The 24,704-nt window shown below is 31.3% G+C and carries 23 protein-coding genes and 1 tRNA gene; 21 read left to right on the forward strand and 3 right to left on the reverse strand.

Annotation, left to right across the window (positions count from 1 at the left end; all coding sequences use genetic code 11):
* Positions 1 to 59: 59 nt before the first annotated feature.
* On the forward strand, positions 60 to 2,684 hold the full coding sequence (locus H0I29_RS15240; protein WP_218753105.1) for a TonB-dependent receptor: 2,625 nt from the start codon (positions 60 to 62) through the stop codon (positions 2,682 to 2,684).
* Between the two features lie 34 nt (positions 2,685 to 2,718).
* Positions 2,719 to 4,008 (forward strand): APC family permease, encoded by a 1,290-nt coding sequence (locus H0I29_RS15245; RefSeq protein ID WP_218753107.1) that lies wholly within the window; start codon positions 2,719 to 2,721, stop codon positions 4,006 to 4,008.
* Between the two features lie 228 nt (positions 4,009 to 4,236).
* Here H0I29_RS15245 and H0I29_RS15250 read toward each other — a convergent pair whose 3' ends face one another.
* Positions 4,237 to 4,587 (reverse strand): helix-turn-helix domain-containing protein, encoded by a 351-nt coding sequence (locus H0I29_RS15250; RefSeq protein ID WP_218753109.1) that lies wholly within the window; start codon positions 4,585 to 4,587, stop codon positions 4,237 to 4,239.
* Positions 4,588 to 4,815: 228 nt separating this feature from the next.
* On the opposite strand from H0I29_RS15250, the gene nfsB reads away from it, so the two are divergent.
* A complete protein-coding gene (nfsB, locus tag H0I29_RS15255) occupies positions 4,816 to 5,481 on the forward strand; it encodes an oxygen-insensitive NAD(P)H nitroreductase (protein WP_218753110.1) in 666 nt (221 codons plus the stop codon).
* 241 nt (positions 5,482 to 5,722) lie between these two features.
* Here the strand turns inward: nfsB and H0I29_RS15260 are convergent, their stop codons facing one another.
* Positions 5,723 to 6,103: a Fur family transcriptional regulator gene (locus tag H0I29_RS15260; RefSeq protein WP_218753112.1), complete on the reverse strand. Its 381-nt coding sequence runs from the start codon at positions 6,101 to 6,103 to the stop codon at positions 5,723 to 5,725.
* Between the two features lie 80 nt (positions 6,104 to 6,183).
* On the opposite strand from H0I29_RS15260, the gene H0I29_RS15265 reads away from it, so the two are divergent.
* The 14 genes from H0I29_RS15265 (at position 6,184) to H0I29_RS15330 (ending at position 19,111) form a co-directional block, all read left to right on the forward strand.
* Positions 6,184 to 6,588 (forward strand): MerC domain-containing protein, encoded by a 405-nt coding sequence (locus H0I29_RS15265; RefSeq protein WP_218730400.1) that lies wholly within the window; start codon positions 6,184 to 6,186, stop codon positions 6,586 to 6,588.
* Positions 6,578 to 7,243, forward strand: a complete 666-nt coding sequence (gene folE, locus H0I29_RS15270) for a GTP cyclohydrolase I FolE (protein WP_218753114.1) — start codon at positions 6,578 to 6,580, stop codon at positions 7,241 to 7,243. Before H0I29_RS15265 ends, folE begins: the two co-directional genes overlap by 11 nt.
* 52 nt (positions 7,244 to 7,295) lie before the next feature.
* Positions 7,296 to 8,969 carry a PhoX family phosphatase gene (locus H0I29_RS15275; RefSeq protein ID WP_218753115.1) on the forward strand — a complete coding sequence of 558 codons (1,674 nt, stop codon included), beginning with the start codon at positions 7,296 to 7,298 and terminating at the stop codon, positions 8,967 to 8,969.
* Positions 8,970 to 8,992: 23 nt separating this feature from the next.
* Positions 8,993 to 9,898, forward strand: coding sequence for a GTP-binding protein (locus H0I29_RS15280; protein WP_218753117.1), 906 nt, complete (start codon positions 8,993 to 8,995; stop codon positions 9,896 to 9,898).
* A gap of 47 nt (positions 9,899 to 9,945) precedes the next feature.
* Positions 9,946 to 11,157 carry a GTP-binding protein gene (locus H0I29_RS15285; RefSeq protein WP_302850005.1) on the forward strand — a complete coding sequence of 404 codons (1,212 nt, stop codon included), beginning with the start codon at positions 9,946 to 9,948 and terminating at the stop codon, positions 11,155 to 11,157.
* Between the two features lie 21 nt (positions 11,158 to 11,178).
* Entirely contained in the window at positions 11,179 to 11,889 is a 711-nt protein-coding gene (locus H0I29_RS15290) for an ABC transporter ATP-binding protein (RefSeq protein ID WP_218753119.1), read from the forward strand.
* 2 nt (positions 11,890 to 11,891) lie between these two features.
* Complete coding sequence (locus H0I29_RS15295; RefSeq protein ID WP_218753121.1) at positions 11,892 to 13,301, forward strand: DUF3526 domain-containing protein; 1,410 nt, start codon at positions 11,892 to 11,894, stop codon at positions 13,299 to 13,301.
* 67 nt (positions 13,302 to 13,368) lie between these two features.
* Positions 13,369 to 14,736: a DUF3526 domain-containing protein gene (locus H0I29_RS15300; RefSeq protein WP_254712643.1), complete on the forward strand. Its 1,368-nt coding sequence runs from the start codon at positions 13,369 to 13,371 to the stop codon at positions 14,734 to 14,736.
* Positions 14,737 to 14,783: 47 nt separating this feature from the next.
* Complete coding sequence (locus H0I29_RS15305; RefSeq protein ID WP_218753125.1) at positions 14,784 to 15,413, forward strand: ABC transporter ATP-binding protein; 630 nt, start codon at positions 14,784 to 14,786, stop codon at positions 15,411 to 15,413.
* A complete protein-coding gene (locus H0I29_RS15310; RefSeq protein WP_218753127.1) occupies positions 15,410 to 16,639 on the forward strand; it encodes an ABC transporter permease in 1,230 nt (409 codons plus the stop codon). Before H0I29_RS15305 ends, H0I29_RS15310 begins: the two co-directional genes overlap by 4 nt.
* On the forward strand, positions 16,629 to 17,066 hold the full coding sequence (locus H0I29_RS15315; RefSeq protein ID WP_218753128.1) for a hypothetical protein: 438 nt from the start codon (positions 16,629 to 16,631) through the stop codon (positions 17,064 to 17,066). Before H0I29_RS15310 ends, H0I29_RS15315 begins: the two co-directional genes overlap by 11 nt.
* Positions 17,067 to 17,117: 51 nt before the next feature.
* Complete coding sequence (locus tag H0I29_RS15320) at positions 17,118 to 17,864, forward strand: 5'-nucleotidase C-terminal domain-containing protein (RefSeq protein WP_218753130.1); 747 nt, start codon at positions 17,118 to 17,120, stop codon at positions 17,862 to 17,864.
* Positions 17,864 to 18,778, forward strand: a complete 915-nt coding sequence (locus tag H0I29_RS15325; protein ID WP_218753132.1) for a bifunctional UDP-sugar hydrolase/5'-nucleotidase — start codon at positions 17,864 to 17,866, stop codon at positions 18,776 to 18,778. Before H0I29_RS15320 ends, H0I29_RS15325 begins: the two co-directional genes overlap by 1 nt.
* A gap of 251 nt (positions 18,779 to 19,029) precedes the next feature.
* A tRNA-Tyr gene (locus H0I29_RS15330) sits at positions 19,030 to 19,111 on the forward strand.
* Positions 19,112 to 19,840: 729 nt separating this feature from the next.
* Here H0I29_RS15330 and H0I29_RS15335 read toward each other — a convergent pair.
* On the reverse strand, positions 19,841 to 20,653 hold the full coding sequence (locus H0I29_RS15335) for an RDD family protein (RefSeq protein WP_218730412.1): 813 nt from the start codon (positions 20,651 to 20,653) through the stop codon (positions 19,841 to 19,843).
* A gap of 22 nt (positions 20,654 to 20,675) precedes the next feature.
* On the opposite strand from H0I29_RS15335, the gene H0I29_RS15340 reads away from it, so the two are divergent.
* The 4 genes from H0I29_RS15340 to H0I29_RS15355 are packed head-to-tail and all read left to right on the forward strand — an operon-like array spanning position 20,676 to position 24,573.
* Positions 20,676 to 21,641 (forward strand): stage II sporulation protein M, encoded by a 966-nt coding sequence (locus H0I29_RS15340; RefSeq protein ID WP_218730413.1) that lies wholly within the window; start codon positions 20,676 to 20,678, stop codon positions 21,639 to 21,641.
* Positions 21,641 to 22,357: a DUF4129 domain-containing protein gene (locus tag H0I29_RS15345; RefSeq protein WP_218753134.1), complete on the forward strand. Its 717-nt coding sequence runs from the start codon at positions 21,641 to 21,643 to the stop codon at positions 22,355 to 22,357. Before H0I29_RS15340 ends, H0I29_RS15345 begins: the two co-directional genes overlap by 1 nt.
* Positions 22,357 to 23,565: a DUF4350 domain-containing protein gene (locus tag H0I29_RS15350; RefSeq protein ID WP_218753136.1), complete on the forward strand. Its 1,209-nt coding sequence runs from the start codon at positions 22,357 to 22,359 to the stop codon at positions 23,563 to 23,565. The genes H0I29_RS15345 and H0I29_RS15350 overlap by 1 nt, the downstream gene beginning before the upstream one ends.
* A 3-nt stretch (positions 23,566 to 23,568) precedes the next feature.
* Positions 23,569 to 24,573 (forward strand): MoxR family ATPase, encoded by a 1,005-nt coding sequence (locus H0I29_RS15355; RefSeq protein WP_218753138.1) that lies wholly within the window; start codon positions 23,569 to 23,571, stop codon positions 24,571 to 24,573.
* Positions 24,574 to 24,704 lie beyond the last annotated feature (131 nt).

A 24,704-nucleotide genomic window follows, 5' to 3' on the forward strand; every position in this document is an offset into this window, starting at 1 on the left:
TCTTGCACGGTTTTAATTAGATACTTTAATTCAATCAAAATCAGTTTAAATTAAAATTTATGAGGTCCTTTTTATTATTTATATTTCTAAGTACAACACTCTGTTTATCAGCTCAGAAAATATACAACGGAAAAGTTATTGATATCAATAACTCACCATTAGAAGACGTAAATGTTATTATCGAAGGTACATCAACAGGAACTATTACAGATAACAGTGGTAATTTTTCTGTTTCTAGCAATAATGAAAACGCAATTTTAGTTTTTTCTGCATTAGGGTTTAAAACTCAGAAACAACAAGGAGGACGAAACTTAACGATTGTTTTACAAGAATCATCAGAGATTCTTTCGGAAGTTGTACTGGTAGGAACAAGAAATCCAAGACAAACGAAATTAGAAACTCCTGTAGCGGTAGATATTGTAGATGTGTCTAAAATTAAATTAACAAGTGCACAAACTACGGCGAATGATTTGCTAGCGAATTTAGTACCTTCATTTAATTCTAATCGACAATCTTCTTCGGACGGAACAGAACATGTAGATCCTGCTTCTTTAAGAGGTTTAGGTCCAGATCAAGTTTTGGTACTTATCAACGGAAAAAGAAGACACACGACCTCGTTATTAAATAATCAAAACACGGTTGGAAACGGATCTGTTGGTACAGATTTATCTTCGATACCTTCAGCCGCTATCGATAGAATTGAAGTACTTAGAGATGGGGCTGCTGCTCAATACGGATCTGATGCTATTGCAGGGGTCATTAATATTATTTTAAAGAAAAATACTGGTTTAGAGGTTGGTACTACTTATGGTTTAACTTCGGAAGGCGATGGAGAGACTTTTAATTTAAATGTAAATTATGGTACCAAAATTGGCAATAAAGGTGGTTTTATAAACCTTACGGCAGAATTTAATGATAGAGGTAAAACAAGTAGAAGCCAAAATCATAATTTGGTTATTTATGACCAGTCTGATTTAGGCAATTTCTTTGCGTATGATTTTTCTAATGATGGTGCCAGAGAACGTGATAACGAATTGATTAATGCTGCTGGTTTAACTCGTGATGATTTTAATTTTCAAATTGGAGATGCGGCTATAACCAATACCCAGGTTTTTGTAAACCTTGAACTTCCCACAAGTGAAAATGGTACTTTTTACGCAGCAGGTGGTGGAAACTATAGAACGGGTAATGGTTTTGGTTTTAGAAGATTACCTTCAGAAGGTCATGTTTTAGAGTTATATCCAAACGGGTTTCAACCCATGTTGGAATCTACAATAATCGACCTTTCTTTAATCGCAGGTTATAAAACAAAACTTGGTGAATGGGATTTTGATTTGAGTAATACCAATGGTTACAATCAATTTGATTATGGCATTTCTAATACTGTAAATGATGCATTGGGCACTAATAGTCCGACTTCTTTTGATGCAGGTGGACATACTTTTTTACAAAATACCATAAACTTAGACTTTTCTAAATTTGATGATACTATCATGAGCGGACTTGGTTTGGCTTTTGGTGCTGAATACAGATACGAGAATTATACGATTTATGCAGGTGAAGAAGGTTCGTATATTGGCAATGGAGCAAATTCATTTCCAGGTTTTGCACCGAATAATGAAGTAGATGAGCAAAGATCTTCTGTAGGAATATATGCAGATGTTGAGCTTAATTTTACTGACAAATTCTTAGTTGATGTAGCTGGTAGATTCGAAAATTATAATGATTTTGGGAACACCATTAACGGAAAAATAGCAGCAAGATATAAATTAACAGATGCTGTTGTTTTAAGAGGTGCATTTGGAACTGGATTTAGAGCGCCATCTTTACAACAACAATATTTTAATAATATCGCTACCGATTTGGTTGACGGAAACCTTATTAATGGAGGTACGTTTAGAAACGATAGTGAAATTGCTCAGACTTTAGGTATTCCTGAATTAAAAGAAGAAACTTCTACAAGTATAAGTCTTGGTTTAACAGCTAAGGTTACCAATAATTTTCAAATTACTTTAGATGCTTATAAAGTTGATATTGACGATAGAATTATTTATACAGGTAGTTTAGGTAATGATGTTTATGGTGATGAAATATCAGAATTACAAGATATTCTTAAGCCACTAGGTGTTTCTTCTGCACGTTTTTTTACCAATGCAATTAATACATCCACTGCAGGTGTAGATTTGGTAATGAATTATAAAGTACCTTTAAATGAAGGTGCTTTAAACTTTTCTTTATTGTACAACCATAATGAAACGGAAGTAGACGATACACTTAATAATGTTCCGGACATTTTTGTAGGTCAAGAAGATGTGTATTTTGGTGCTCAAGAAAAAAGTTTAATTGAATCTAATAATCCTCAGGACAAAGCAATATTTACGGTCGATTTAACAAAAAATAAGTTTGGCGTAATGTTAAGAAACACGTATTGGGGAGAAATAACTAGAAATGGTTTTCCTTTTGGAGGCGCTCAATTACATTCAGGAAAAGTGACTACAGACTTAACAGGCTCTTACAATATAAATGATAATCTTTCTTTAACAGTTGGAGCAAATAATTTATTTGATGTATTGCCAGATGAACAAATTTATGACAACAGTTATTTTGGTGTATTTAAATATGCATCGGTTCAAATGGGAACAACGGGAGCATTTTATTTTGCAAGATTAAACTACAAAATATAATTAGATATTTCTGAAAAGGAAATAACCAAAGTTCATGAAAGGTAAACACAAAATAGGTTGGAAGACAGCAGCAGCTTTGGTTATTTCCAATATGATTGGTACTGGAGTTTTTACCAGTTTAGGGTATCAATTAACTGATATTCAAAATACATGGAGTATCGTGCTAATTTGGTTGTTAGGTGGTTTATTTGCTTTAATTGGTGCATTAACTTATGCCGAATTAGGTACAAATTTTGATGATTCTGGTGGAGATTACGTATTTCTATCTAAATTAATTCATCCAATTGTTGGGTATATTTACGCTTGGGTTTCCTTAACTGTTGGTTTTTCGGCTCCGATTGCTATTTCTGTAATGGCTATGAAAAGCTATTTAAATCCTATAAATCCAACTATATTTAACGATTGGTTCGGTATTTTGGTGATTTTAATATTGACTGCAATTCACTCTATAAGCGTTGGGCAAAGCGGAAAATTTCAAAACATTTCTACAGGTGTTAAAATTGGTTTTGTACTAATTTTAATTATACTCGGTTTTAGTTTTGTACCTACGCAAGATGTAACCGCTATAGATCTTAGTAATTCTTGGCAAGACGAAATATTATTACCTGGTTTTGCTGTTTCACTATTATATGTAACATATGCATATACAGGTTGGAATTCTGCCGCATACATCGTGGATGAAATTGATGATGCAAGAAGAAATTTACCAAAAGCTTTACTATTCGGAACTGCATTAGTCACCATAATTTACGTACTGTTGCAAGTTGTATTTTTAAAACATGCTTCTGTAGATCAACTTTCGGGTAAGGTGGAAGTCGCTTTTATTTCTTTTAAAAACATCTTTGGCACAGAAGGAGGGAACTGGGTGAGTTACTTAATTGCCATACAACTTATTGCAACCGTAAGCGGTTATCTTTGGATTGGATCTAGAATAACATTTGCAATGGCTAAAGATCATTCTTTTTGGAGGAAAATAGCCGTTAAAAACAAAAACGGAATACCAGTAAGAGCCTTGTGGTTACAAGCAGGAATAAGTATTGTATTAACGCTTACAGGTACTTTTGAGCAAGTTCTTTTATATGCTAGTTTCTTATTACAATTAATGGGAACCTTAACCGTTGCTTCTATATTTTGGTTAAAAGGAAGAAAAGGAGCTTTTAAGAGTCCGTTAAAACCATTTCTACAAATTGTTTTTGTGGTTTTTAGTATATGGATATTAGGGTATATGCTAATGGAAAAACCGAAAGAAAGTGCCATCGGGTTGTTGTTTGTATTAACTGGTATTGTAACGTACTTCTTTTCTGACAGAACAAATAAACAGTAATTCTTATTGTAAAAGAGTTCATTAAAACTCAAATATTTTTATCAATTTATGTTAAAACAACACTTATAGAAACCACTTAATGTTGAGTTTATGCAGCTTCATTTAAAGTTTTAGTTTAATATTTAAAAATATTATGTATTCATCAGCTTTAAGAATTCTAACTTTGGAAAAGTTGCAAAATAGGGGTAAAATATGGTGTATTTAACGTGTGTTTGTAAGTCTTAACATTTATATATTAACACCAACACTTTTATCTTTTTCAAGTACAGAAAAACCCCAATCTGCTATAGATTGTACAACCGGAATTAGAGTTTTACCAAAATCGGTTAATGAATATGATACTTTTAAAGGAGCTTTAGAGGTAAAAACGGTTCTATTAATAATACCATCCTCCTCCAGTGCTTTTAATTGTAAACTTAAGGTTCTTTCTGTAACTGTTGGCATTTCCTTTCTTAATTCATTGTAGCGAAGTGCAGTGTTGCGTAAATGAAATAAAATAACCGTTTTCCATTTACCACCAATCATTCCCATAGTTAAACTTGCGCAACAAGGATATTCTTTTCCTTTATATGTGTACATAAGGCTGTAATTTTTTTTGAACCAACAAAGATATATTACTATACTAAGGTATACAACTATACTTTTTATAGTAAATTTAACATTTAATTTAAGTAGTTGTATTTTAGTTGTTTAAGTATGTTTTGTAAGAGGTTTTGGGTACTATCCTTTTTGACCGTTCTTGTAAGATACAAATGCTCTGTATACTTTTGTCACTATAAAAATGATAGTAAAATAAAAAAATATAATATGAACTTACAAGAAACATTAAACTGGAGATACACCACTAAGGAATTTGATCCGACCAAGAAAATATCTGATGCAGATATGGTGCAAGTTAAAAATTTACTAAGAATGAGCCCTTCAAGTGTAAACCTTCAACCTTGGCATTTTATTATTGCAGAAACTACCGAAGGAAAAGCACGTATGGCAAAGGGAACGAAAGGTTTTTTTCATTTTAACGAACCAAAAGTGGTAAACGCTTCTGCAGTTGTATTATTCTGTTCAAAAACAAGTGAAGGTGCAGATGATGCTTATTTTAAACACCTTTTAGAGTTACAAGATAAAGATGGAAGATTCCCAAATGAAGACGTCAAAAATGGTATGTATGGAGCAATGAACGCTTTTGCAAACATTCATAAATATGACTTAAAAGACTATCAACATTGGATGGAAAAACAAGTATATTTAAACATTGGAAGCTTTTTATTAGGAGTTGCAAGTTTAGAAATAGATGCAACAGCAATGGAGGGTATTGATGTAAAAGCATTAGATGAAGAATTCGGATTAAGAGAAAAAGGTTTTACTTCTTTAGTAGCTGTTTCTTTGGGCTATAGAACTGAATCTGATTTTAATTCAACAGAAAAAACACCAAAATCTAGATTGGCTGAAAGTGAGATTTTTACGGAAATATAAACTTTTAGGATATTATAGAATAAATGAACCTACAAGTATTTTTTTTGGAGCTACTTAAAATTCGTTATAAAAAATATATACAGTTACAGAAACATTATTTGCATAGGAAATAACGGTAATTTTAAGTCGAATAAACAGTATAAGTATCTACTTTTTACTAATAAAATCTTTTGATCATAAATTAAAATTAAGCGTATTATAAAACCAATTAAATAAATTACAAGTTATTTAGTTGGTTTTTTTATCCAATACATTCTTCACATTTCCCTTGTATAAGCACCTGGGAAAAAGCTATTTGTCTGTTCTCTATTTTAGGAATAACAACTTTTACTTGTAAGCAATCTACTTTACCGCAACTTAGACATTGAAAATGCGGATGCACATCTTTGTGCTCTGTAGCTGAACATCCGGTACATTTAGCATACCATTTAAGTCCATCTTTACCAAGAAAAGAATGCAAAACACCATCATCTTCTAGCTTATCTAAAATACGATATATCGTTGTTTTGTTAAATTCAGTATCTAATTGATTTATTAGCATTTTTGCAGAAATAGCTACAGAACTGTTTTTAAACTCATTAAGTAATACTTCTACAGCCTTTGTTTTTCTAATAATTCCCATATAACAAATATAGTGCAACTTAGTTGTAATAACAAATTTATTATTTACATTTGCAACTCAGTTGTATTAATAAAATAGTAATGATTATTTCAAAACAAAAATCCGATAGCATTGGTGCTATAGCAAGTTCTCTTTGTCTTATACATTGTGCTGCTACTCCCTTATTGTTTATAGTGCAAGCAGGCGCATCAGCCTGTTGCAGTACGACACCTGTTTGGTGGAAATTTATAGATTACTTCTTTTTAGTAATCTCATTTTTTGCCATTTATAGATCTACGGAAACTACTACAAATACCTGGATGAAACCTGCCTTGTGGTTTAGTTGGTTGCTACTGTTTATTGTGATTATCAATGAAAAAATAGCATTGCTTTCTATACCAGAAAGCGCAATTTATATACCAGCAATTGCACTAATTATTTTACATACCTATAATAGAAAATATTGCCAGTGTAAAACCGATAAATGTTGTACAAATGAAAAATAAAAAACAAATAGAAATTGTAGGTGACAATCATTTCTCATCAAGTATAAGAACACCTTTACGTGCAGATGCTTTTGATAAAAGTGATGAAGAAAAAATAGAAAACATCCAGCATCATTTTAAAAAGATCATGGAAGAAATGGGCTTAGATTTAACTGATGATAGTTTGTCTGGCACTCCATATCGTGTTGCTAAAATGTATGTAAAAGAGTTGTTTTATGGCTTAAATCCTATAAACAAACCTAAACTATCCACTTTTGAAAACAAATATGGGTATAATAAAATGTTAGTAGAACAAAATATTACGATAGATTCTGCTTGCGAACATCACTTTTTGCCAATAATAGGGTATGCAAATGTGGCATATGTTCCTAAAGACAAAGTAATCGGTTTGTCTAAGATAAATCGGTTAGTAGATTATTATGCACGCCGTCCGCAAGTACAAGAAAGACTTGTACTTCAAATTTTGAACGATTTACAAACTATTTTAGGTACTAAAGATGTAATTGTTTCGGTGACAGCAAAACACCTTTGTGTTTCTTCTAGAGGTATCAAAGATCAAAGCAGTTTTACAACCACTTTAGAATATGGAGGTTGTTTTACTGAAACAGAAAAACGTAACGATTTCTTAAAGATTATCGCTCAAGAAAAAATATAATTTAGCTTTTAATTAATTACGAATTAATAATTATTTAAAGCAAGAATGTAATATGGAATATAATCGAAGAAAATTTATATCTTTTATTGGTAAAGCAGGAGTAGGTTTAGCGATTGCTCCTCAGTTTTTAGTAAGTTGTGGCAATACAACAACTCCTGCAAAAGGAATTGATGTTATGTCTAATGACCAATTCAAAATTTTAAAAAATTTGGTTTTAGAAGGATTATTGCCTTCGGATAAAGACGATTTATTATTAGCCAATGGATTAGAGTATCATTCCATCATTAAATGGGGAGAAAGCATTAATAATACTGATACTTTTGGCTTCAATAATGATTTTATCTGTTTTATTCCTTTGGATGAAAACAACCCTAAAGACGGTTTATTATGGATAAATCATGAATATATAAATCCGTTTTTTGTTTCTGATTTTAATAAATCCGAAGAAAATAAAACACCAAAAACCAAAGAGCAAGTAGATAGAGAAATGTACAATGTTGGTGGCAGTATTGTACGAATAAAAGAGGAAAATGGCATTTGGAACGTTGTTGAAAATGATCCTCATAACAGACGTATTACATCCCAAACTCCCATGACGCTAAATTGGGATACTCCAATTAAAGAAGCGACTACCGTATTTGGAACGAATAGTAATTGTTCTGGCGGAATTACACCATGGAAAACATTTATTACCTGCGAAGAAAACTATGATGCCTGTTTTGGAGAAACAGAATATGATGAAAATAACAATCCTTCTCATCGAGCAAGTGAATATGGATGGGAAGCATTTTATAAATACCCACCAGAACATTATGGTTGGGTCGTAGAAGTAAACCCAAAAGACGGAACTGCACAAAAACACATTGCTTTAGGGCGTTTTGCACACGAATGTTGTACTCTTTACGAACTAGAAGATAAACGTGTTGTTGCATATACTGGTGATGATCATAACGATGAACATCTGTATAAATTTATTTCTTCTAAACCAGGTTCTTTAAAAGAAGGAACTCTTTATGTGGCAGATACCATCAACGGAAAATGGTTGGCTATGGATTGGGAGAATCAACCGATTTTAAAAAGTAAATTCAAAGACCAAACAGAAGTTTTAATTAGAGCTAGAGAAGCTGCAAAACTAATTGGAGCTACTGCATTAAACAGACCTGAAGACATAGAAATAGATCCTATTACCGGAAACATTTTTGTCTCCTTAACAAATAACAAACCAAAAGGTGATTACCACGGATCAATTTTAAAAATTGAAGAAACAAATGGTGCTTTTGATTCGCTAACCTTTAAAGCAGAAACGTACAAAGCAGGAGGAGAGGAATCAGGATTTTCTTGTCCGGATAACTTAGCATTCGATTTAGCAGGGAATCTTTGGATGACATCAGACATGTCTGGTAGTGCAATGAATAGAGCCGATAAACCGTATTTACCTTTTAAAAACAACAGTTTATTTGTAATTCCGAGATACGGAAAAGACGCTGGTAAAGTAATTAGAGTTGCCACTGCACCAAGAGATGCAGAACTAACAGGACCTTGGTTTTCTCCTGATGGTAAAACCTTGTTTTTAAGTGTGCAACATCCTGGTGAACAAACAAAAGATTTAAGTAGGCCTACAAGTACGTGGCCTTTTGATAAAGATAATATTCCTAAACCTGCAGTGGTAGCAATTACAGGAAATTTAATTGAAAAAATGAATAAATTAAATTTACTAGAAGTATAAATCAGCGTAAGCGTTTTTACAATATGGAAGCAATTATTACCATTGTCGGCTTTTTAGGATCAGGGAAAACTACTTTATTAAACTATTTAATAGATCGTTTTACTGAAAAAGAATGGAATCCTTTTGTGATCTTAAATGATTATGAAAATGCCAATATGGATGTACAGCAGTTTCTAGATAAAGTAAATAACAAACATATAAAAGCGCTTACCGGAAGTTGTATTTGTTGCAGTGGCATACATGAACTTAGAAATTATGTAAACGGAATTCCTATTAGAAAAAACGGAATTACTTTAATTGAAGCCAACGGAACATCAGATGCATGTACGCTTATGGAGTTTTTAGGAGTAGGTGTAAACAATCGGTTTTTACCACCTATACAAATCTCTGTGGTAGATGTACTAAATTGGCAAAAACGTGGTGAACACAATGATTTAGAAGCGAATCAAATACAGGTATCCTCTTTAATTGTGTTGACACATCTTGATGGACCTTCAGAACATAGGAAGGAATTGGTAATTAAAGACTTAAAAAAACACAACCCTTTTGCTAAAATTATCGCTATGGAGAAGCTAGATGTGGAGTTGTTACCCATTCTTTTACCTTCTAAAAATGTGGTTGATAAATTAGCGCATCAAAAAGCACATTGGTCTTCTTGTTCTATAGATTTACCTGTTTTACCTTCTAAAGAGTGCATAGATCTTATATGTAATCAGTTGCCTAAGAGTATACTTAGAGTTAAAGGTTGTGTACAAATAGCTAAAGAAACAAATTACACTTATTTTGAAAGAACTCCAGACGGAAAAATATTTGTAAGACCATTTAAAGGCGTGCCAATAACAGGAACTAAATTACTAACTATTGGTGCTGGTAGTGAACCTGCTGTTTTAGAACAAGCGATTGCAAATAGCTTAAATATCTTCAATTAATTACGATAACCTTCATAAATAATCCCAATTCTAAATATAAAATAATAATGATAAAAGGAATTAAAAAATTACCAGTAACTGTTTTAAGTGGATTTTTAGGAGCTGGTAAAACCACATTATTAAATCATATTTTGCATAACAAAGAAGGGTTAAAAGTAGCTGTTATTGTAAATGATATGAGTGAGGTGAATATAGACGCTCAGTTTCTAGAAAATGAAAACACACTTTCTAGAACCGAAGAAAAGTTAGTCGAAATGTCTAACGGATGTATTTGCTGTACGTTACGAGAAGATTTAATGATTGAGGTTGAAAAACTAGCTGCTCAAAATAAATTTGATTATTTACTTATAGAAAGCACCGGAATTAGTGAACCGATTCCTGTTGCTCAAACTTTTACATTTGAAAGTGAAGATGGTAAAATAGATTTAAGCAAGTTTAGCTATATAGATACGATGGTTACGGTGGTAGATGCTTTTAATTTCTTAAAAGATTTTTCTAGTGCAGATTATTTAGCCACAAGAGAGTTGACGAATATAGAAGGAGACGATAGAACTATTGTAAACCTGTTAACAGACCAAATTGAATTTGCAAACGTAATTATTTTGAATAAAATAGATTTAGTTACTGAAGAACAAGTAGCAACGCTGCATGCAATTATTCAAAAATTAAATCCTGAAGCAAGTATTATTACCACACAAAACTCTAAAGTTGTAATAGAAAGCGTTTTAAACACGGGGTTATTTGATTATGAAAAAGCAGAAGCTTCTGCAGGTTGGTTAAAAGAATTAGAAAATGAGCACGTGCCAGAAACGGAAGAATACGGAATTAACTCTCTCGTTTATAGGAGTAAAAAACCATTTCATCCAGCTCGATTTTTAAACTATTTAAATACAGATTTTCCTCAGAATATTATAAGAAGTAAAGGGCTTTTTTGGTTAGCCTCTAGGTCTGACCAAGCTTTACTTTGGAGTTCCGCAGGAGGATCTTGTAAAGCAGACTCTGCAGGTGTTTGGTGGGCATCGATGTCTTTTGGAGAACGCATTAGTTCTGCTGTTTTTGTAGAAAATAAAGACGATATAGAAAAAGGTTGGGACGCCATATATGGAGACCGTAAAATAGAATTAGTTTTTATTGGTCAATATTTAGAGAAAGAAGCCATAATCGCTCGATTAAACACCTGTTTATTAACAGATGAAGAAATAGAGACTTGGAAAGCTAAATCATTTCCTCAAGAAGATCAATGGCCAATAACACAATAAAACATCACTAAAATAAATCACATGATTAAAACAGAGAAACTGACAAAGAAATATGGAGATTTTGTTGCCTTAAATGAATTATCCTTACAGGTAAAACCAGGCGAAATATATTGTCTTTTAGGTGCTAATGGAGCGGGAAAATCTACCACTATAAATTTATTATTAGGTTTTCTGAAAGCAACTTCTGGTACAGCATTGATTAATGGAAAAGATGTAGAAAAGAACAATTTAGAAACCAAAAAAGACATCGCTTATATTCCCGAAAACTTAATGTTGTACCCAACATTGAACGCTGTAGAAAATCTTGATTACTTTTCTGGTATCGGTGGTCAGAATTTAAAAAAGGAACAGTTAGAATCTCTTTTAACACAAGCTGGTTTACAATCGGATGCTTTTTACAAACGCACCAATGCTTTTTCTAAGGGAATGCGACAAAAAGTAGGGATTGCTATTGCACTTGCTAAACAGGCAAAAGTACTTTTGTTAGATGAACCAACCTCTGGTTTAGATCCTAAAGCAAGTAACGAATTTGGTTTATTACTACAAGAACTTAAAAAGAAAAATGTAGCTATTTTAATGGCTACTCACGATCTTTTTAGAGCAAAAGAAATCGCTACAAATATAGGGATTATGAAAAACGGACAATTGTTTGAACAATTTGTTTCTAAAGACATTTCTTTATCAGAATTAGAGAAAGTATATCTTAAAACCATGATTGTAAATACGCCGTAAAAATGATTAAAAAAACAATTATAAAAGAAATCCAAGAGCTCTTTAGAGATGGTCGTGTTAAACTTTCTGGAATTATTGTATTGTTATTATTGCTTGTTTCCGTTTGGATAAGCAGAAATCAATATAAAAAATCGATTGGAGAAGTAGCATCAGCAAAAACAGAAGAACGTGCTGTTTGGGAAAATCAGGGAGAGAAAAATCCGCATTCTGCGGCACATTATGGTAATTATGTATTTAAACCTAAACATCCACTTTCGTTATTAGATCAAGGGGTTAATAAATACACAGGTACTTCTATTTTTTTAGAAGCACACAAACGTAATGAAGCACAATATAGTAGTGTTGCAGACCAAACAGGTTTGGCGCGTTTTGGAGTGCTTTCACCAGATTTTATTTTACTATTTATCTTACCGCTTTTAATTATTTTAATAGGATATAATAGTGTTACCAAAGAAAGAGAAATGGAAACTATGGCTTTATTAAAGAGTCAGGGTATGGTATATTGGAAAATGATTTTAGGAAAGTGGGTCTCTATTTTTCTACCTATTTTTATTCTTACAACTTTATTATTTGTGCTTTCTGGTATAGTACTCTCATCTATAGAAGGCTATACATCGTTTAGTTGGCTTTCTTTAGGTTTATTGCTATTGATCTATTTATTTTATTATACTGTATTTATCAATATTGTACTTTTTATTTCTATTCAAGTTAAAAAATCGAGTGTGTCGCTTGTTGTCGCATTGGGTGTTTGGATTATCTCTTGCTTAGTAGCTCCAAAAGTTGCTAGTAATTTTGCAGAATCAAAATATCCATATCCAACTCATCAAGAATTTGCGACTACTATTTCTGATGCTAAAAAAGAAGGGTTAGACGGACATAACCCTTGGAGTGAAGCTTCTAAACAATTAGAAAAAGACGTGTTATTAGAATATGGTGTGGATAGTTTAAACCAACTTCCTTTTAATTTTATTGCGTATCGTATGCAAAAAGGAGAGGAGTATCAAGCTAGTATATATAAAAAGCATTATGCTGTTTTAAAGGCACAGTTTCAAAAGCAAGTAGCTACGTACAATACACTTTCTGTTATTTCACCGTTTCTTTCTGCTCGATTTTTATCTATGGGAATTGCTCGTACGGATTATCAATCTCATTGGGATTTTGCTGATGCTTCTGAAAGTTATAGAATTGAAACACAAAAGTTTTTAAATGATAATTACGCGAATAACACAAGTTATATGGAGCGTGGTTATTTAGCAAAATCAGATACCTGGAAAAACCTTCCGAAGTTTGAATACGAGCATGTAAACTTAAGCACTGTTTTAAAACAACAGAAAATTAGTATGCTTATTTTATTGGCTTGGATATTGTTTACTACCTCTTTATTATTCGTTTTTAACCGTAAAAAAAATTAACTATCGCATGCTGTACTATAATTTTAAATATGAATTAAAAATACTTCTGCGCAGTCGTTGGATACAGTTGATTAGTATTCTTTTATTGGGTTTATTTGTTTTTGCTGCTTTTAATGGCGAAAATAAAGTAGAAAAAAGGAAAGTAAATATTTCGAAAGCAAGAACTGAAGTGCAAGCTTCAGATAAAAACAAGCTAGCTGTTTTAGATTCTTTGGAAAACGGAATGAATGTGCATGTGTCTCGTTATAAAATTCCGACGAGCCCAATTTCTATTGGAAATTACTACCCTAGAGTTGCTGCAATGGATTCTAATGATATGGGCTTTTTAGCTGTAGGACAAAGTGATATTTTTACGCATTATGTATTGCCAACAGTATTTGGAGATGATTTTGCACTGAATTTCACCGAAATGACCAGTCCAATTCAGTTGCTTTTTGGAAGTTTCGATTTAATGTTTGTCATCGTTTATTTACTTCCGTTGCTTATAATAGCATTTTCTTACAATGTTTTATCCGAAGAAAAAGAAAGAGGTACTTTACGTTTGCTGGCATCGCAACCGATATCTATTAGAAAATGGGTATTGCAAAAATTAGCCATGCGCTTGTTTTGTTTGTTTATCATTATTATTGTGGTATCCGCCATTGTATTTGGTTTTTTCGCTAATGTACCTTTTATAAGTTTCCTTTCGTTTTTAGCCCTGGTATTTTGTTATATGCTATTTTGGTTTAGTTTGGCTTTTGCTATTAATATTAGTAGCTCTAAATCTGCAAAAAACGCTTTGTCTCTTTTAGGATTATGGATTGTTTTTGTATTGCTAATGCCTTCTATTATCAGTCAGACCGGAGATATTTTTTATCCAATTCCGCCAAGAACAGAAATGATTAGTGAAATACGTGAACACAAAGCAGCAGCTACTAAAAAGCAAGATCAAATATTAGATAACTTTTTAAGAGATCACCCCGAATATGCTGTAAATGATCCATCTCAAGCGCGTTCGTTTTGGCACGGATATATTGCTTCTCAGCAATTAATTAAAGAAGAATTGGAACCACTTTTCTCTGATTATGAAGATAAATTAAAAAAACAACAATCTTGGGTATCTAAATTTCAATGGATATCTCCAGCAATTATTACGCAAAGTGCCTTAGGTACTATGGCAGGTACTACAAAAGAAGATTATAACAATTACCAAAATCAAGTGTATCAATTTGCTGCAGATTGGCGTAATTATTTTGTTCCTTTATTGTACAACAACAAAACGTTTAATAAAACGATGTATAAGGAATTACCAACATTTACGTATGCGCCTAAAAAAGATCATTCTTTACTTTATGCCATTGTTGGTTTGTTACTAATTTCTGTGGTTGTTATTGCCATTACCATGTTTAGTTATACCATCAATTTAAAAAGAAAAGGAATGGTATTGATGCAATAATGATGTCAATTAAAAATATAAAGTAAAAGTGTCATAAACACATTAAAATGCTAAAAACAAGTAGTCTTACTTTTCAATATAATAAAAATGATCGTATTTTTAGTTTTCCTGATATCGCTTTAGATAAACAAGAAAACTTACTCGTTATAGGAAAATCGGGTATTGGTAAGACTACTTTTTTACATTTATTGGCAGGATTATTAGAACCTGTAAATGGGACTGTTGTAGTTAATGATATCGATATTAATGCATTGTCTAACCACAAATTAGATGCTTTTAGAGGGGAGAATATCGGACTTGTATTTCAGAAAAAATATGCAATTCAAGCTTTAAATGTATTTCAAAACCTACAAGCGAGGCTTTTATTTAGTAAAAAACCGATTAATCATAAGGAAATAGAAGTTTTATTAGCGCAATTAGGTTTATCTAAATTTAAAAAAAGTAGCATAAAAACACTTAGTGAAGGCCAATTACAACGTTTAGGTATTGCTTTAGCAGTGATTCATAAACCTAAAATTATTTTAGCAGATGAACCTACTTCTAGTTTAGACGATGAAAATTGTGAAATTGTGATGAATTTACTCCTGAAACAAGCAAAGCAAACTGGAGCGAATTTAATTGTAATTACACATGATCAGAGAGTAAAACCGTTCTTTAATAAAACCGTTTTATTATGAAAATCTGGAGCATAAGCCTACATAATATAAAATCGAAACCTTTATATACTTTTTTAAGTGTCTTTATTTTGTCGTTAAGTATTGCCCTTTTAATAGGGATTCAACAATTAAAAAACGCTTTTAAAAACCAAATTGAACACAATGTAGGTAATATCGATTTAGTAATAGGAGCAAAGGGAAGTCCGTTACAACTGGTGTTAGCTTCGGTATTGCATTTAGACAATCCTACTGGAAATATTTCTTATAAAGAAGCCAAAAAAATTGGCAAGCATCCAATGATACAATCTGCCATACCTATTTCTTATGGCGATAATTACAAAGGATATAGAATTGTAGGAACCACCAAAGACTATTTTGGTCTTTACAATGCAACTTTAGAAAAAGGAAGATTTGTATCAGCCTCTATGGAAGTTGTTTTAGGAGCTACTGTTGCAGCACAATTACATTTAAATATTGGTGATACTTTTTTAAGTTCTCACGGTTTGGTAGAAAATAGTTTAGATGTGCATCAAGATGCAATAACTGTAGTTGGAATATTAAAGCCTACACAAAAAGTTATTGATCGTTTATTGATTACTAATTTAGAAAGCATTTGGGATGTACATCATCATGAAGAGGAAAAACATGAAGAACATGCAGCAGGGCATCATGATGAACACGATGTGCACCACGAAGAAGAGAAAGAAATCACTTCTTTATTAGTTCGTTTTAAAAGTAAAAGAGCACTTCTAAGCATACCTAGAAAAATAAATAAGGATACCAATATGCAAGCTGCATTGCCTGCTTATGAGCTGCATAAACTACAGGAATATACAAGCATTGGTTTTAAAACCATTTCAGGAATCGCTTATTTAATTTTAGTAATTTCTTGTCTCACAATTTTTACGAGTTTGTATAAAATGGTAAAAGAACGTGCTTTTGATTTGGCTGTTTTACGTACCTACGGAGCTAGTAATTTTCAATTGGTGCAAATGGTTTTATATGAAGCACTAACTATTGTATTTACAGCGTTTTTATTGGGTTTTCTGTTTGTTAAAACAGTCTTCTTTTTTACACTAATTAGCATGCAAACTAATTATCAGCAAGATGTACTGCAAGCATTGCCTTTTAAAGATTTATTACAAATAGCAACCCTCATTTTTACAATGATAATTGTATCGGTTGTATTGGCTATTTATCCTATTATAAAAATGAATATTTCAACAATTTTAAGTAATGAAAAATAAACAATTACTTCTTGTTTTGCTTTTCTGTAGCTTTTATGGTTACAGTCAACAAGAAATTACCTGGCAAGATTTAGCAGCAGTAACGTATACAGATAAATTTTTTACAGAATATAATGAAACTTTTATGTATCCTACTTTTTTACCGTCTGTAAAGGCGTTAGATGGAAAGCAAATTACTATTAAAGGGTATTTTTTAAATATTGCTCCAGAAGAAAATATTTACATATTATCTAAAGGACCTATGTCTTCTTGTTTTTTTTGTGGAGAAGGTGGTCCAGAAACTGCAGTAGAACTTTATTTTAAGAACAAACCAAACTTTAAAACAGATAAAATTGTAACCGTAACAGGTGTTTTTAAGTTAAATAGAGACGATGTGGAGCATTTTAATTATATTTTAACAGAATGTACAGGTAAATTAATAGAATAAAAAAAGGATACTATTTTTTAAATTATTAGCTTTCGGCCTCATATGAAAACCATGAAATTATTACATTTTATTTGCGGTCTACTGCTTGTAGTTTCTTGCAAAAAAGCCGATCAGCAACTCACAAAAATAACGGCTAAAAATATTGCTATAGATAGTACATTTGTACCATCTACAAAAATAACAAATCTCATAGCACCTTATAAAGAACAACTTACCGGTGATATGCAAGAAACCTTAACGTATACACCTATAAAGTTAACCAAGCAAAATATTGGTAGACAAAGTACTTTAGGCAACCTATTGGCAGATATGTGTGTAGCAGTGGCAAACCCACTTTTTAAAGAGAAAACTAATAATTCTATCGATTTTTCGATGTTTAATAGTGGAGGAATCCGTGCGAGCATTCCGGCAGGAAACATTACCAAAGAACACGCATTTAAATTAATGCCATTCGATAATGAATTGGTTGTTGCTACCCTTACAGGTGATAAAATAAAAGAATTAGTTACCTATTTTATAAAAAACAGCGCCGCACATCCTTTGTCTAAAAATATAGAATTGACCATTATAGGAGACACTTATACATTACTAATTAATGGCAAGCCATTGGATCAAATGAAGACCTATACTGTATTAACTTCAGATTATTTACAAGATGGAGGTGATAAAATGAATTTTTTTAAAAATCCTGTAGCATTAACTGTATTAGATTACAAAATGAGAGATGCTATTATAGATTACTTTAAAAAAGTAGATACATTACAAACTACCATTGATAACCGTGTAAAACTGAACTAATGAAAAGAAGAGATTTTATAAAACGTACAGGAGCCTTTTCTACTATGGCCTTAGTTGGTGGTATTACATTACCGTCTTTTATTGCAAAAAAACAAAGACATATTACTATTTTACACACCAATGATACGCACAGTCATATAGAACCTTTTAAAGCCAACCACAACAGATTTCCGAATGGAGGAGGAGTAGCAAGACGCGCTACCTTGATAGAACAAATACGAAAAGAAAATGAAAACACCTTGTTATTAGATGCTGGTGATATTTTTCAAGGAACGCCTTATTTTAATTATTTTGGAGGAGAATTGGAGTTTAAGTTGATGAGTATCTTAAAATATGATGTTGCTACAATTGGTAATCATGATTTTGACAATTCTATAGAAGGATTGTACAAACAATTACCAAACGCTAAGTTCGATTTTGTTTCTGCCAATTACGATTTTAAAAATACAGTGTTAGATACGCATGTGAAACCTTATAAAATACTGCATAAAGACGGACTTAAAATAGGTGTTTTTGGTTTGGGGATTGAGTTAGAAGGTTTGGTAGGTAAGAAGATGTACAAAGAAACCGGTTATTTAAATCCGATTGAAATTACACAAGATATTACACGTCAATTAAAGCAAGAAGAACAATGCGATTTGATTATTTGTTTATCGCATTTAGGATATTACTATAAAAGCAATCCAGATAAAGTTTCAGATTTAACACTAGCGAAGGCTACTAAAGACATCGATTTAATTATTGGCGGTCATACCCATACTTTTTTACCAAAACCAACCATTGTAAAAAATGCAGATGGAAAAAACACCTTGGTCAACCAAGTAGGAGCTTATGGTGTAAACTTAGGACGTATTGATTTTTATTTTGATGAAGATGCAAATAAAACTGCAAAAGGAACTACTATTTTGGTGTAATTAACATTGCAAACCCGAAACGCTTTATTTTCAGATTGTTACTCTTATAAAGGTTTGCTAGCCTAACAAAGCAACAAGTTCTGAACATTAAATTAAAGCATAAAACTGAAAAAAAAACAAAATATTTTTAGGTCATTTATGAAAACTTTGTATATTCGCACACCTTAAGAAAACAAGGTAGTTCTTTACAACAAAATCTGATGTTATTTGGTTAACTTTTACAACAGATTTGTAGGAAAAATAAGTAAAAAGGGGAGATACTCAAGCGGCCAACGAGGACGGACTGTAACTCCGTTGACTACGTCTTCGCAGGTTCGAATCCTGCTCTCCCCACAATTACTTTCCTCTTTAAAATGAATTAAATTCCTTCTTAATTTTCAGTATTAAACCGTTTATATTACTTCTTATTTTTAACATTTTAACCATCAATATTCAATTCTCCTGTACTAGGTTTTTTTTTATCTAAAACCAGTTAAATACTTGTTTTTACACTTCTAAAAATTAGACAAGACGTTTTTAAATGTTTTAAAAATAGAGCAAGTATTTTAAATGCTCGTGAAATTGGTGAAAGAATTATATCAAAAATGAAAAAATTTATTGATGTATTTGTTACAGGAATGACTGCATAATTTATAGCCTTCAATATTGACCTCGTTTTTTATTTAAATTAAGTTAGATTATTACATCTGTAGAATCCCGTATTTGAAAATTATTTAACCATTATACCGAATATTCAATTCTAGTGCCAACTAGAAAAAAGGATTTAATGCTCAATTAATAGGATATCAGATTTGACAAACCTAGAGTTGTTGTTTCTTATATTATTTATTGTTGGATTGAATCCATAACATTTATACTAGAATCATAGACACAATTAACTTTAAATATTAAAATATTATCGTAAAATTGCATTAAATAAATATGTATTATAATTTATATTATGTTAAATAGGGTTTTTAAGAACATACAATCCTCTCTTTAAACAGGTAAATTATATAAATACAGCTATTAAGTGCAAAACAGCAGTATTTATATAATTTGATAAAACTAAGAACTAAAAGATTACATATTCTGTGTGTAGAAATTATAGTCCTTTAAAACAACATCTAAGAACTCTTTATCTGTTTTGTGAATAGATTTTATTCCGGTAACTTCTAAAACTTTAGAGCGAAGTTTTATTAAGGTTTTAAAATCGTTATATTTCTTTGCTGAATTAAACGTGTTTTTAATAATACGAACATCATTGTCAGACAGTTTAATAACATTCGGATACGTTGGTACATAAGCATTTGAAATATTTTCTAAGATGGTTTCAGAAAACTGTACATCATCCTTTAGGTAAACAACAACCGTATTAGCAATGATATCACCAAAACGTTGTTGATTATCTGTGAATAATATCAATAAAAAACCAATCATTTTTCCAAAGAAAAAAAGCAACATTAATAAAGCTACTTCATCATCTAATCCTAATGAAGCCACATAAACAAATAGTAATGTAAAAAGGTTAAAATCTACCACTCTTAAAAACCAACGGATGATGAAATCTGTTGTAGAAGGTTTAAAACCATCAATATTAATTACCTTTAAATGGAATAATTTTTTACCTACTGTTTGTCCGTTTAAGAGTATTTCTGAATACAAAGAATAAAAGGTAACTGGCAGAAAAATGAGTACATCTATGGCACGTAAAGACCAAGAATCTCCTTCCAATGCCGTTTGAAACATTCTAAAATCTAAAATTTCAATGGCAAAATAGAGATATGCAAATTTTATAACATTATCTACTCCAAATGCAAATAGCCTTTGGCCAACATTTGCAAGGGTAAAATTGATGTTTACATTTTGTGCTGTTTTTATTTGGAGTCTTTTCATGCAATGGTTAAATTCGCTCTGTATGAGAGAGGTCGCTTTTATAAAGCAAAATAAAGAAAAATGGCTCGAATTTGAACAAGGTTTTTCAAATAAAGAGAAAAAAAGTCCAGATGACATTGCAAACCTGCATATAAAAATCATGAACGATTTGGTATATGCACAAACCTATTATCCTAAAAGTAAAGTTACTCAGTATTTAAATAAGTTGGCAAAGTCTAGTTTTGACAAGGTTTATCACTCAAAAAGACGCAACAAAAATGTTTTATTGTATTTCTTTTTTGACAAAGTACCACTACTCGCCTACCAGTACAGAAAATATATTTATCTCTCTTTTATTGTCTTTTTTGCTTGTTTTTTCATCGGTTTGTTATCAACATTAAACGATACTTCATTTGCAAGACAGATTTTAGGAAACAATTATATAGATCAAACGCTAGAAAACATAGAAAGTGGCGATGCCATGGCAATTTATAAAGGAGGTAGCAATTGGGGTACTTTTATTGGTATTTACGATAATAACCAACGAGTTGGATTAAAAATGTTCTTATCTGGGTTATTTATAGGTATTGGTACTGGTTTTTACGTGGTATATAATGCTATAATGGTGGCTGTTTTTCAAGCATTCTTTTATCAAAATAATAGTTTGTTCGACAGTTTAAAAGGAATTTGGATTCATGGTACCTACGAGATTTTTAGCATGATCATAGAAGCAGCAGCAGGATATATTATTGGCGCTAGCATTTTGTTTCCAGGAGCATACAAACGTTTCGAATCCTTTAAAATAGGTATGAAAGCAGCGTTTTATATTTTTATAAGCACCATTCCGTTTACCTTAGCAGCTGCTTTTTTAGAAGGTTATATTACCCGATACTCTAATATTATGCCTACCGTTTTGTGTTTTGCAATCATTGGTTTTAGCTTAGCTACTATTAGTTATTACTACTTAATTTTACCTTTTAAGGTAGCTAATAAACATCAATTACGTTAATGCAAAAAAAGGTATTTCTTTTCGTCTTAATTTTTACTTCCATTAGTTTTGGACAGGTTGATAATGACAGTCTTATTTTATTTGAAAAAGACACTGTTCATTATGAAAAATCTATTGAGTATGCCCAAAAAAGAGCGTTTACAGAAAATATAAAAGAAAAGTATAACGACAAAGAGTTTCAATATACAGAAGAAGAAATTGAAGAGACAGAGCCAGAAAAACCTTCTGCAGGAGAATCTGCATTTGTTGGAGCCTTTTTATTTTTTATCAGTACTATTTTTCCTTTTTTATTAGGGGGTATTATCATATTTATTATTTTAAAAACCTTGTTAGGTACAGAAACCAATTTTTGGAATTTTAAAAAATCTAAAAAGATAGTGGCCAAAAAACTGATTTATGAAGATGAAGATATTCATGAAACAGATATTGACGGATTGTTACAAAATGCTATTCAAGATAAAGAATATCGATTGGCTATTCGTTATTATTATTTATCGGTTTTAAAAACACTATCAGAAAAGAAAATGATAGATTATCATAAAGATAAAACCAATTCAGAATACCTTTTTGAAATTGAAAATACCGCTACAAGAACTGATTTTTCATATTTATCGTATGTATATTCTTATGTATGGTATGGAGATTTTCCGATAGACGAAACCAATTTTAAATTGGCAGAAAGCAAGTATCAATCTTTTAAAAACACTTTAAAATAATGATACTACAACATTTAAAAAAATACGCTCCTCTCCTGCTCTTGATTCTACTAATTGGTTGTAATAAAACAGATTGGAACGAGAATTTTAAAGAGAAAGAGAAAAGTCCGTTTGGCAATTATATTATTTACAATGAAGCTGAAACGCTGTTTAAGAATCAAAAAGTAACCTTGTTAAAGGAAAATATTTATGACTATTTAGCATTTAAATCAGCGTATGACAGCACAAGAATACACAATTATGTTGCCATAAAACATAGTGGTTATAAATTGACAAATACAGGTGTTACAGAGCTTTTAGACTTTGTAGCTAAAGGAAATAACGTGTTTTTAGCATTTAATAGTTTTAAAGACAGTTTAAAATCCTCTTTAAAATTTACTACGAATAATTTAGATAAAGACGTATATGATGTAAAGGGTTTAAAAAAGTTAGAAGGAACTTTTGAATTGAATAACAAAGCTTTTTCTAAAACATCTTTTTCTTTTGATAGAAACATTAGAAGAAACTACTTTTTACAATACAATGAGAATACTACAAGTGTTTTAGGAACCTTTGCGGTTGATAGAGAAAAAGTACCTAATTTTATTAAAATCCATTATGGAGAAGGAGCTTTTTACTTACACACACAACCCATTGCTTTTACCAATTACTATTTGTTAAATAATAAAGAGGAGTATGCAGCCAATGTATTTTCGTATTTACCAAATGCAGACGTTATTTGGGATCCGCAGATAAAATCTAGTAAATATGAAGATAAAAAAGAGGATGATAATAATGTGTTTAAATTCTTTTTAGAGCATCCAACGTTAACATGGTTTTTATTTGTTTCTTCAATAGGGTTATTGCTGTTTATGCTTTTCAATGCAAGAAGAAAACAACGTCCGATTCCTATTATAAAACCCTTACAAAATTCGACAGTAGAATTTACTCAAACTATTGCCAATTTGTATTTAAAAGAACAAGATCATAAGAATTTAGTTGATAAAAAAATAGCCTACTTTTTAGAGAAGGTTCGTTCTAAATACCTTTTAGATACCAGCAATTTAAATACTGATTTTATAGAAAAATTAGCTTCTAAATCTGGTAATGATTTGCAAAGAACAAAGTATTTAGTAAATACAATTATTACTTTAAATAAGAAGACAGAATGTCTTGAAGAAGAATTAATTGTATTGCATAAAATGATAGAAAATTTCTTAAATAAATAAGATATGGAAACACCGAATAACGAAGAAGTACAACAAGGTATCTCTTTTGAAAATAGAATTGATTTATCTGAATTACAAGAGAGTGTTTTTAAGATAAAAAAAGAACTACAAAAAGTAATTGTAGGTCAAAAAGACATGATGGATTTATTGATCGTTGCACTGCTTGCAGATGGTCATGTTTTAATAGAAGGTGTACCTGGAGTTGCCAAAACCATTACTGCTAAATTACTAGCAAGAACTATAGATGTTGGCTTTAGTAGAATTCAGTTTACGCCAGATTTAATGCCTTCAGATATTTTAGGAACTTCGGTTTTTAATGTAAAAACATCTGAATTTGAGTTTAAAAAAGGTCCTATTTTTTCGAGTATGATTTTAATTGATGAAATAAACAGAGCGCCTGCAAAAACACAAGCTGCTTTGTTTGAAGTCATGGAAGAAAAACAAATTACTATAGACGGACAAACATTTAAGTTACAAGAGCCTTTTGTAGTTTTAGCAACGCAAAACCCTATAGAACAAGAAGGAACGTATAGATTACCTGAAGCACAATTAGATCGCTTTTTATTCAAGATTAATGTCGATTATCCTAATGCAGATGAGGAGTTACAAATTCTCTTAAAAGAGCAAGCTTTAGAGAATACGACAAAAGCAAGTAAAATTGAAACGGTTATTTCTGGAGCTAAAATAAATGAATTTAGAAATTTAGTCAACCAGATTAAAATTGAAGAGAATCTATTAAAATACATTGCCAATATTGTGGTGAATACTAGAACGAATTCCTTTTTATATTTAGGAGCTTCACCAAGAGCAAGTATTGCAATTTTAGGTGCATCAAAAGCGTTTGCTGCTATTGAAGGACGTGATTTTGTGACGCCAGAAGATATTAAAAGAGCCACAATACCAGTATTGCAACACAGGGTTATTGTTACACCAGAAAGAGAAATGGAAGGTTTAACAAGTAAACAAATTATAGAGCAAATTATTGAAGCGGTGGAAATTCCTAGGTAGTGCTTGTTGACCAGTAATCAATTATCCGTAAAAAAAAAGTAGAAAGTCTTCGATAAAGCGCAGACTGATATTGATAAAAACACGCGTCATTACAAGGAACGAAGTAATCTGTTTGTTATTTAGTTCTTTGT

The organism is Polaribacter sp. R2A056_3_33 (assembly GCF_019278485.1).
Taxonomy (GTDB): domain Bacteria; phylum Bacteroidota; class Bacteroidia; order Flavobacteriales; family Flavobacteriaceae; genus Polaribacter.

What these genes read in the sequence shown, in the direction of transcription:
- H0I29_RS15240 (WP_218753105.1), top strand. Translation starts at nt 60, where the DNA reads ATGAGGTCCTTTTTATTATTTATATTTCTAAGTACAACACTCTGTTTA.
- H0I29_RS15280 (WP_218753117.1), top strand. Translation starts at nt 8,993, where the DNA reads ATGGAAGCAATTATTACCATTGTCGGCTTTTTAGGATCAGGGAAAACT.
- H0I29_RS15315 (WP_218753128.1), top strand. Translation starts at nt 16,629, where the DNA reads ATGAAAAATAAACAATTACTTCTTGTTTTGCTTTTCTGTAGCTTTTAT.
- H0I29_RS15350 (WP_218753136.1), top strand. Translation starts at nt 22,357, where the DNA reads ATGATACTACAACATTTAAAAAAATACGCTCCTCTCCTGCTCTTGATT.
- folE (WP_218753114.1), top strand. Translation starts at nt 6,578, where the DNA reads ATGAAAAATAAAAAACAAATAGAAATTGTAGGTGACAATCATTTCTCA.
- H0I29_RS15355 (WP_218753138.1), top strand. Translation starts at nt 23,569, where the DNA reads ATGGAAACACCGAATAACGAAGAAGTACAACAAGGTATCTCTTTTGAA.
- H0I29_RS15290 (WP_218753119.1), top strand. Translation starts at nt 11,179, where the DNA reads ATGATTAAAACAGAGAAACTGACAAAGAAATATGGAGATTTTGTTGCC.
- H0I29_RS15275 (WP_218753115.1), top strand. Translation starts at nt 7,296, where the DNA reads ATGGAATATAATCGAAGAAAATTTATATCTTTTATTGGTAAAGCAGGA.
- H0I29_RS15345 (WP_218753134.1), top strand. Translation starts at nt 21,641, where the DNA reads ATGCAAAAAAAGGTATTTCTTTTCGTCTTAATTTTTACTTCCATTAGT.
- H0I29_RS15335 (WP_218730412.1), bottom strand. Translation starts at nt 20,653, where the DNA reads ATGAAAAGACTCCAAATAAAAACAGCACAAAATGTAAACATCAATTTT.
- H0I29_RS15260 (WP_218753112.1), bottom strand. Translation starts at nt 6,103, where the DNA reads ATGGGAATTATTAGAAAAACAAAGGCTGTAGAAGTATTACTTAATGAG.
- H0I29_RS15245 (WP_218753107.1), top strand. Translation starts at nt 2,719, where the DNA reads ATGAAAGGTAAACACAAAATAGGTTGGAAGACAGCAGCAGCTTTGGTT.
- H0I29_RS15310 (WP_218753127.1), top strand. Translation starts at nt 15,410, where the DNA reads ATGAAAATCTGGAGCATAAGCCTACATAATATAAAATCGAAACCTTTA.
- H0I29_RS15250 (WP_218753109.1), bottom strand. Translation starts at nt 4,587, where the DNA reads ATGTACACATATAAAGGAAAAGAATATCCTTGTTGCGCAAGTTTAACT.
- H0I29_RS15295 (WP_218753121.1), top strand. Translation starts at nt 11,892, where the DNA reads ATGATTAAAAAAACAATTATAAAAGAAATCCAAGAGCTCTTTAGAGAT.
- H0I29_RS15340 (WP_218730413.1), top strand. Translation starts at nt 20,676, where the DNA reads ATGAGAGAGGTCGCTTTTATAAAGCAAAATAAAGAAAAATGGCTCGAA.
- H0I29_RS15285 (WP_302850005.1), top strand. Translation starts at nt 9,946, where the DNA reads ATGATAAAAGGAATTAAAAAATTACCAGTAACTGTTTTAAGTGGATTT.
- nfsB (WP_218753110.1), top strand. Translation starts at nt 4,816, where the DNA reads ATGAACTTACAAGAAACATTAAACTGGAGATACACCACTAAGGAATTT.
- H0I29_RS15265 (WP_218730400.1), top strand. Translation starts at nt 6,184, where the DNA reads ATGATTATTTCAAAACAAAAATCCGATAGCATTGGTGCTATAGCAAGT.
- H0I29_RS15325 (WP_218753132.1), top strand. Translation starts at nt 17,864, where the DNA reads ATGAAAAGAAGAGATTTTATAAAACGTACAGGAGCCTTTTCTACTATG.
- H0I29_RS15320 (WP_218753130.1), top strand. Translation starts at nt 17,118, where the DNA reads ATGAAATTATTACATTTTATTTGCGGTCTACTGCTTGTAGTTTCTTGC.
- H0I29_RS15305 (WP_218753125.1), top strand. Translation starts at nt 14,784, where the DNA reads ATGCTAAAAACAAGTAGTCTTACTTTTCAATATAATAAAAATGATCGT.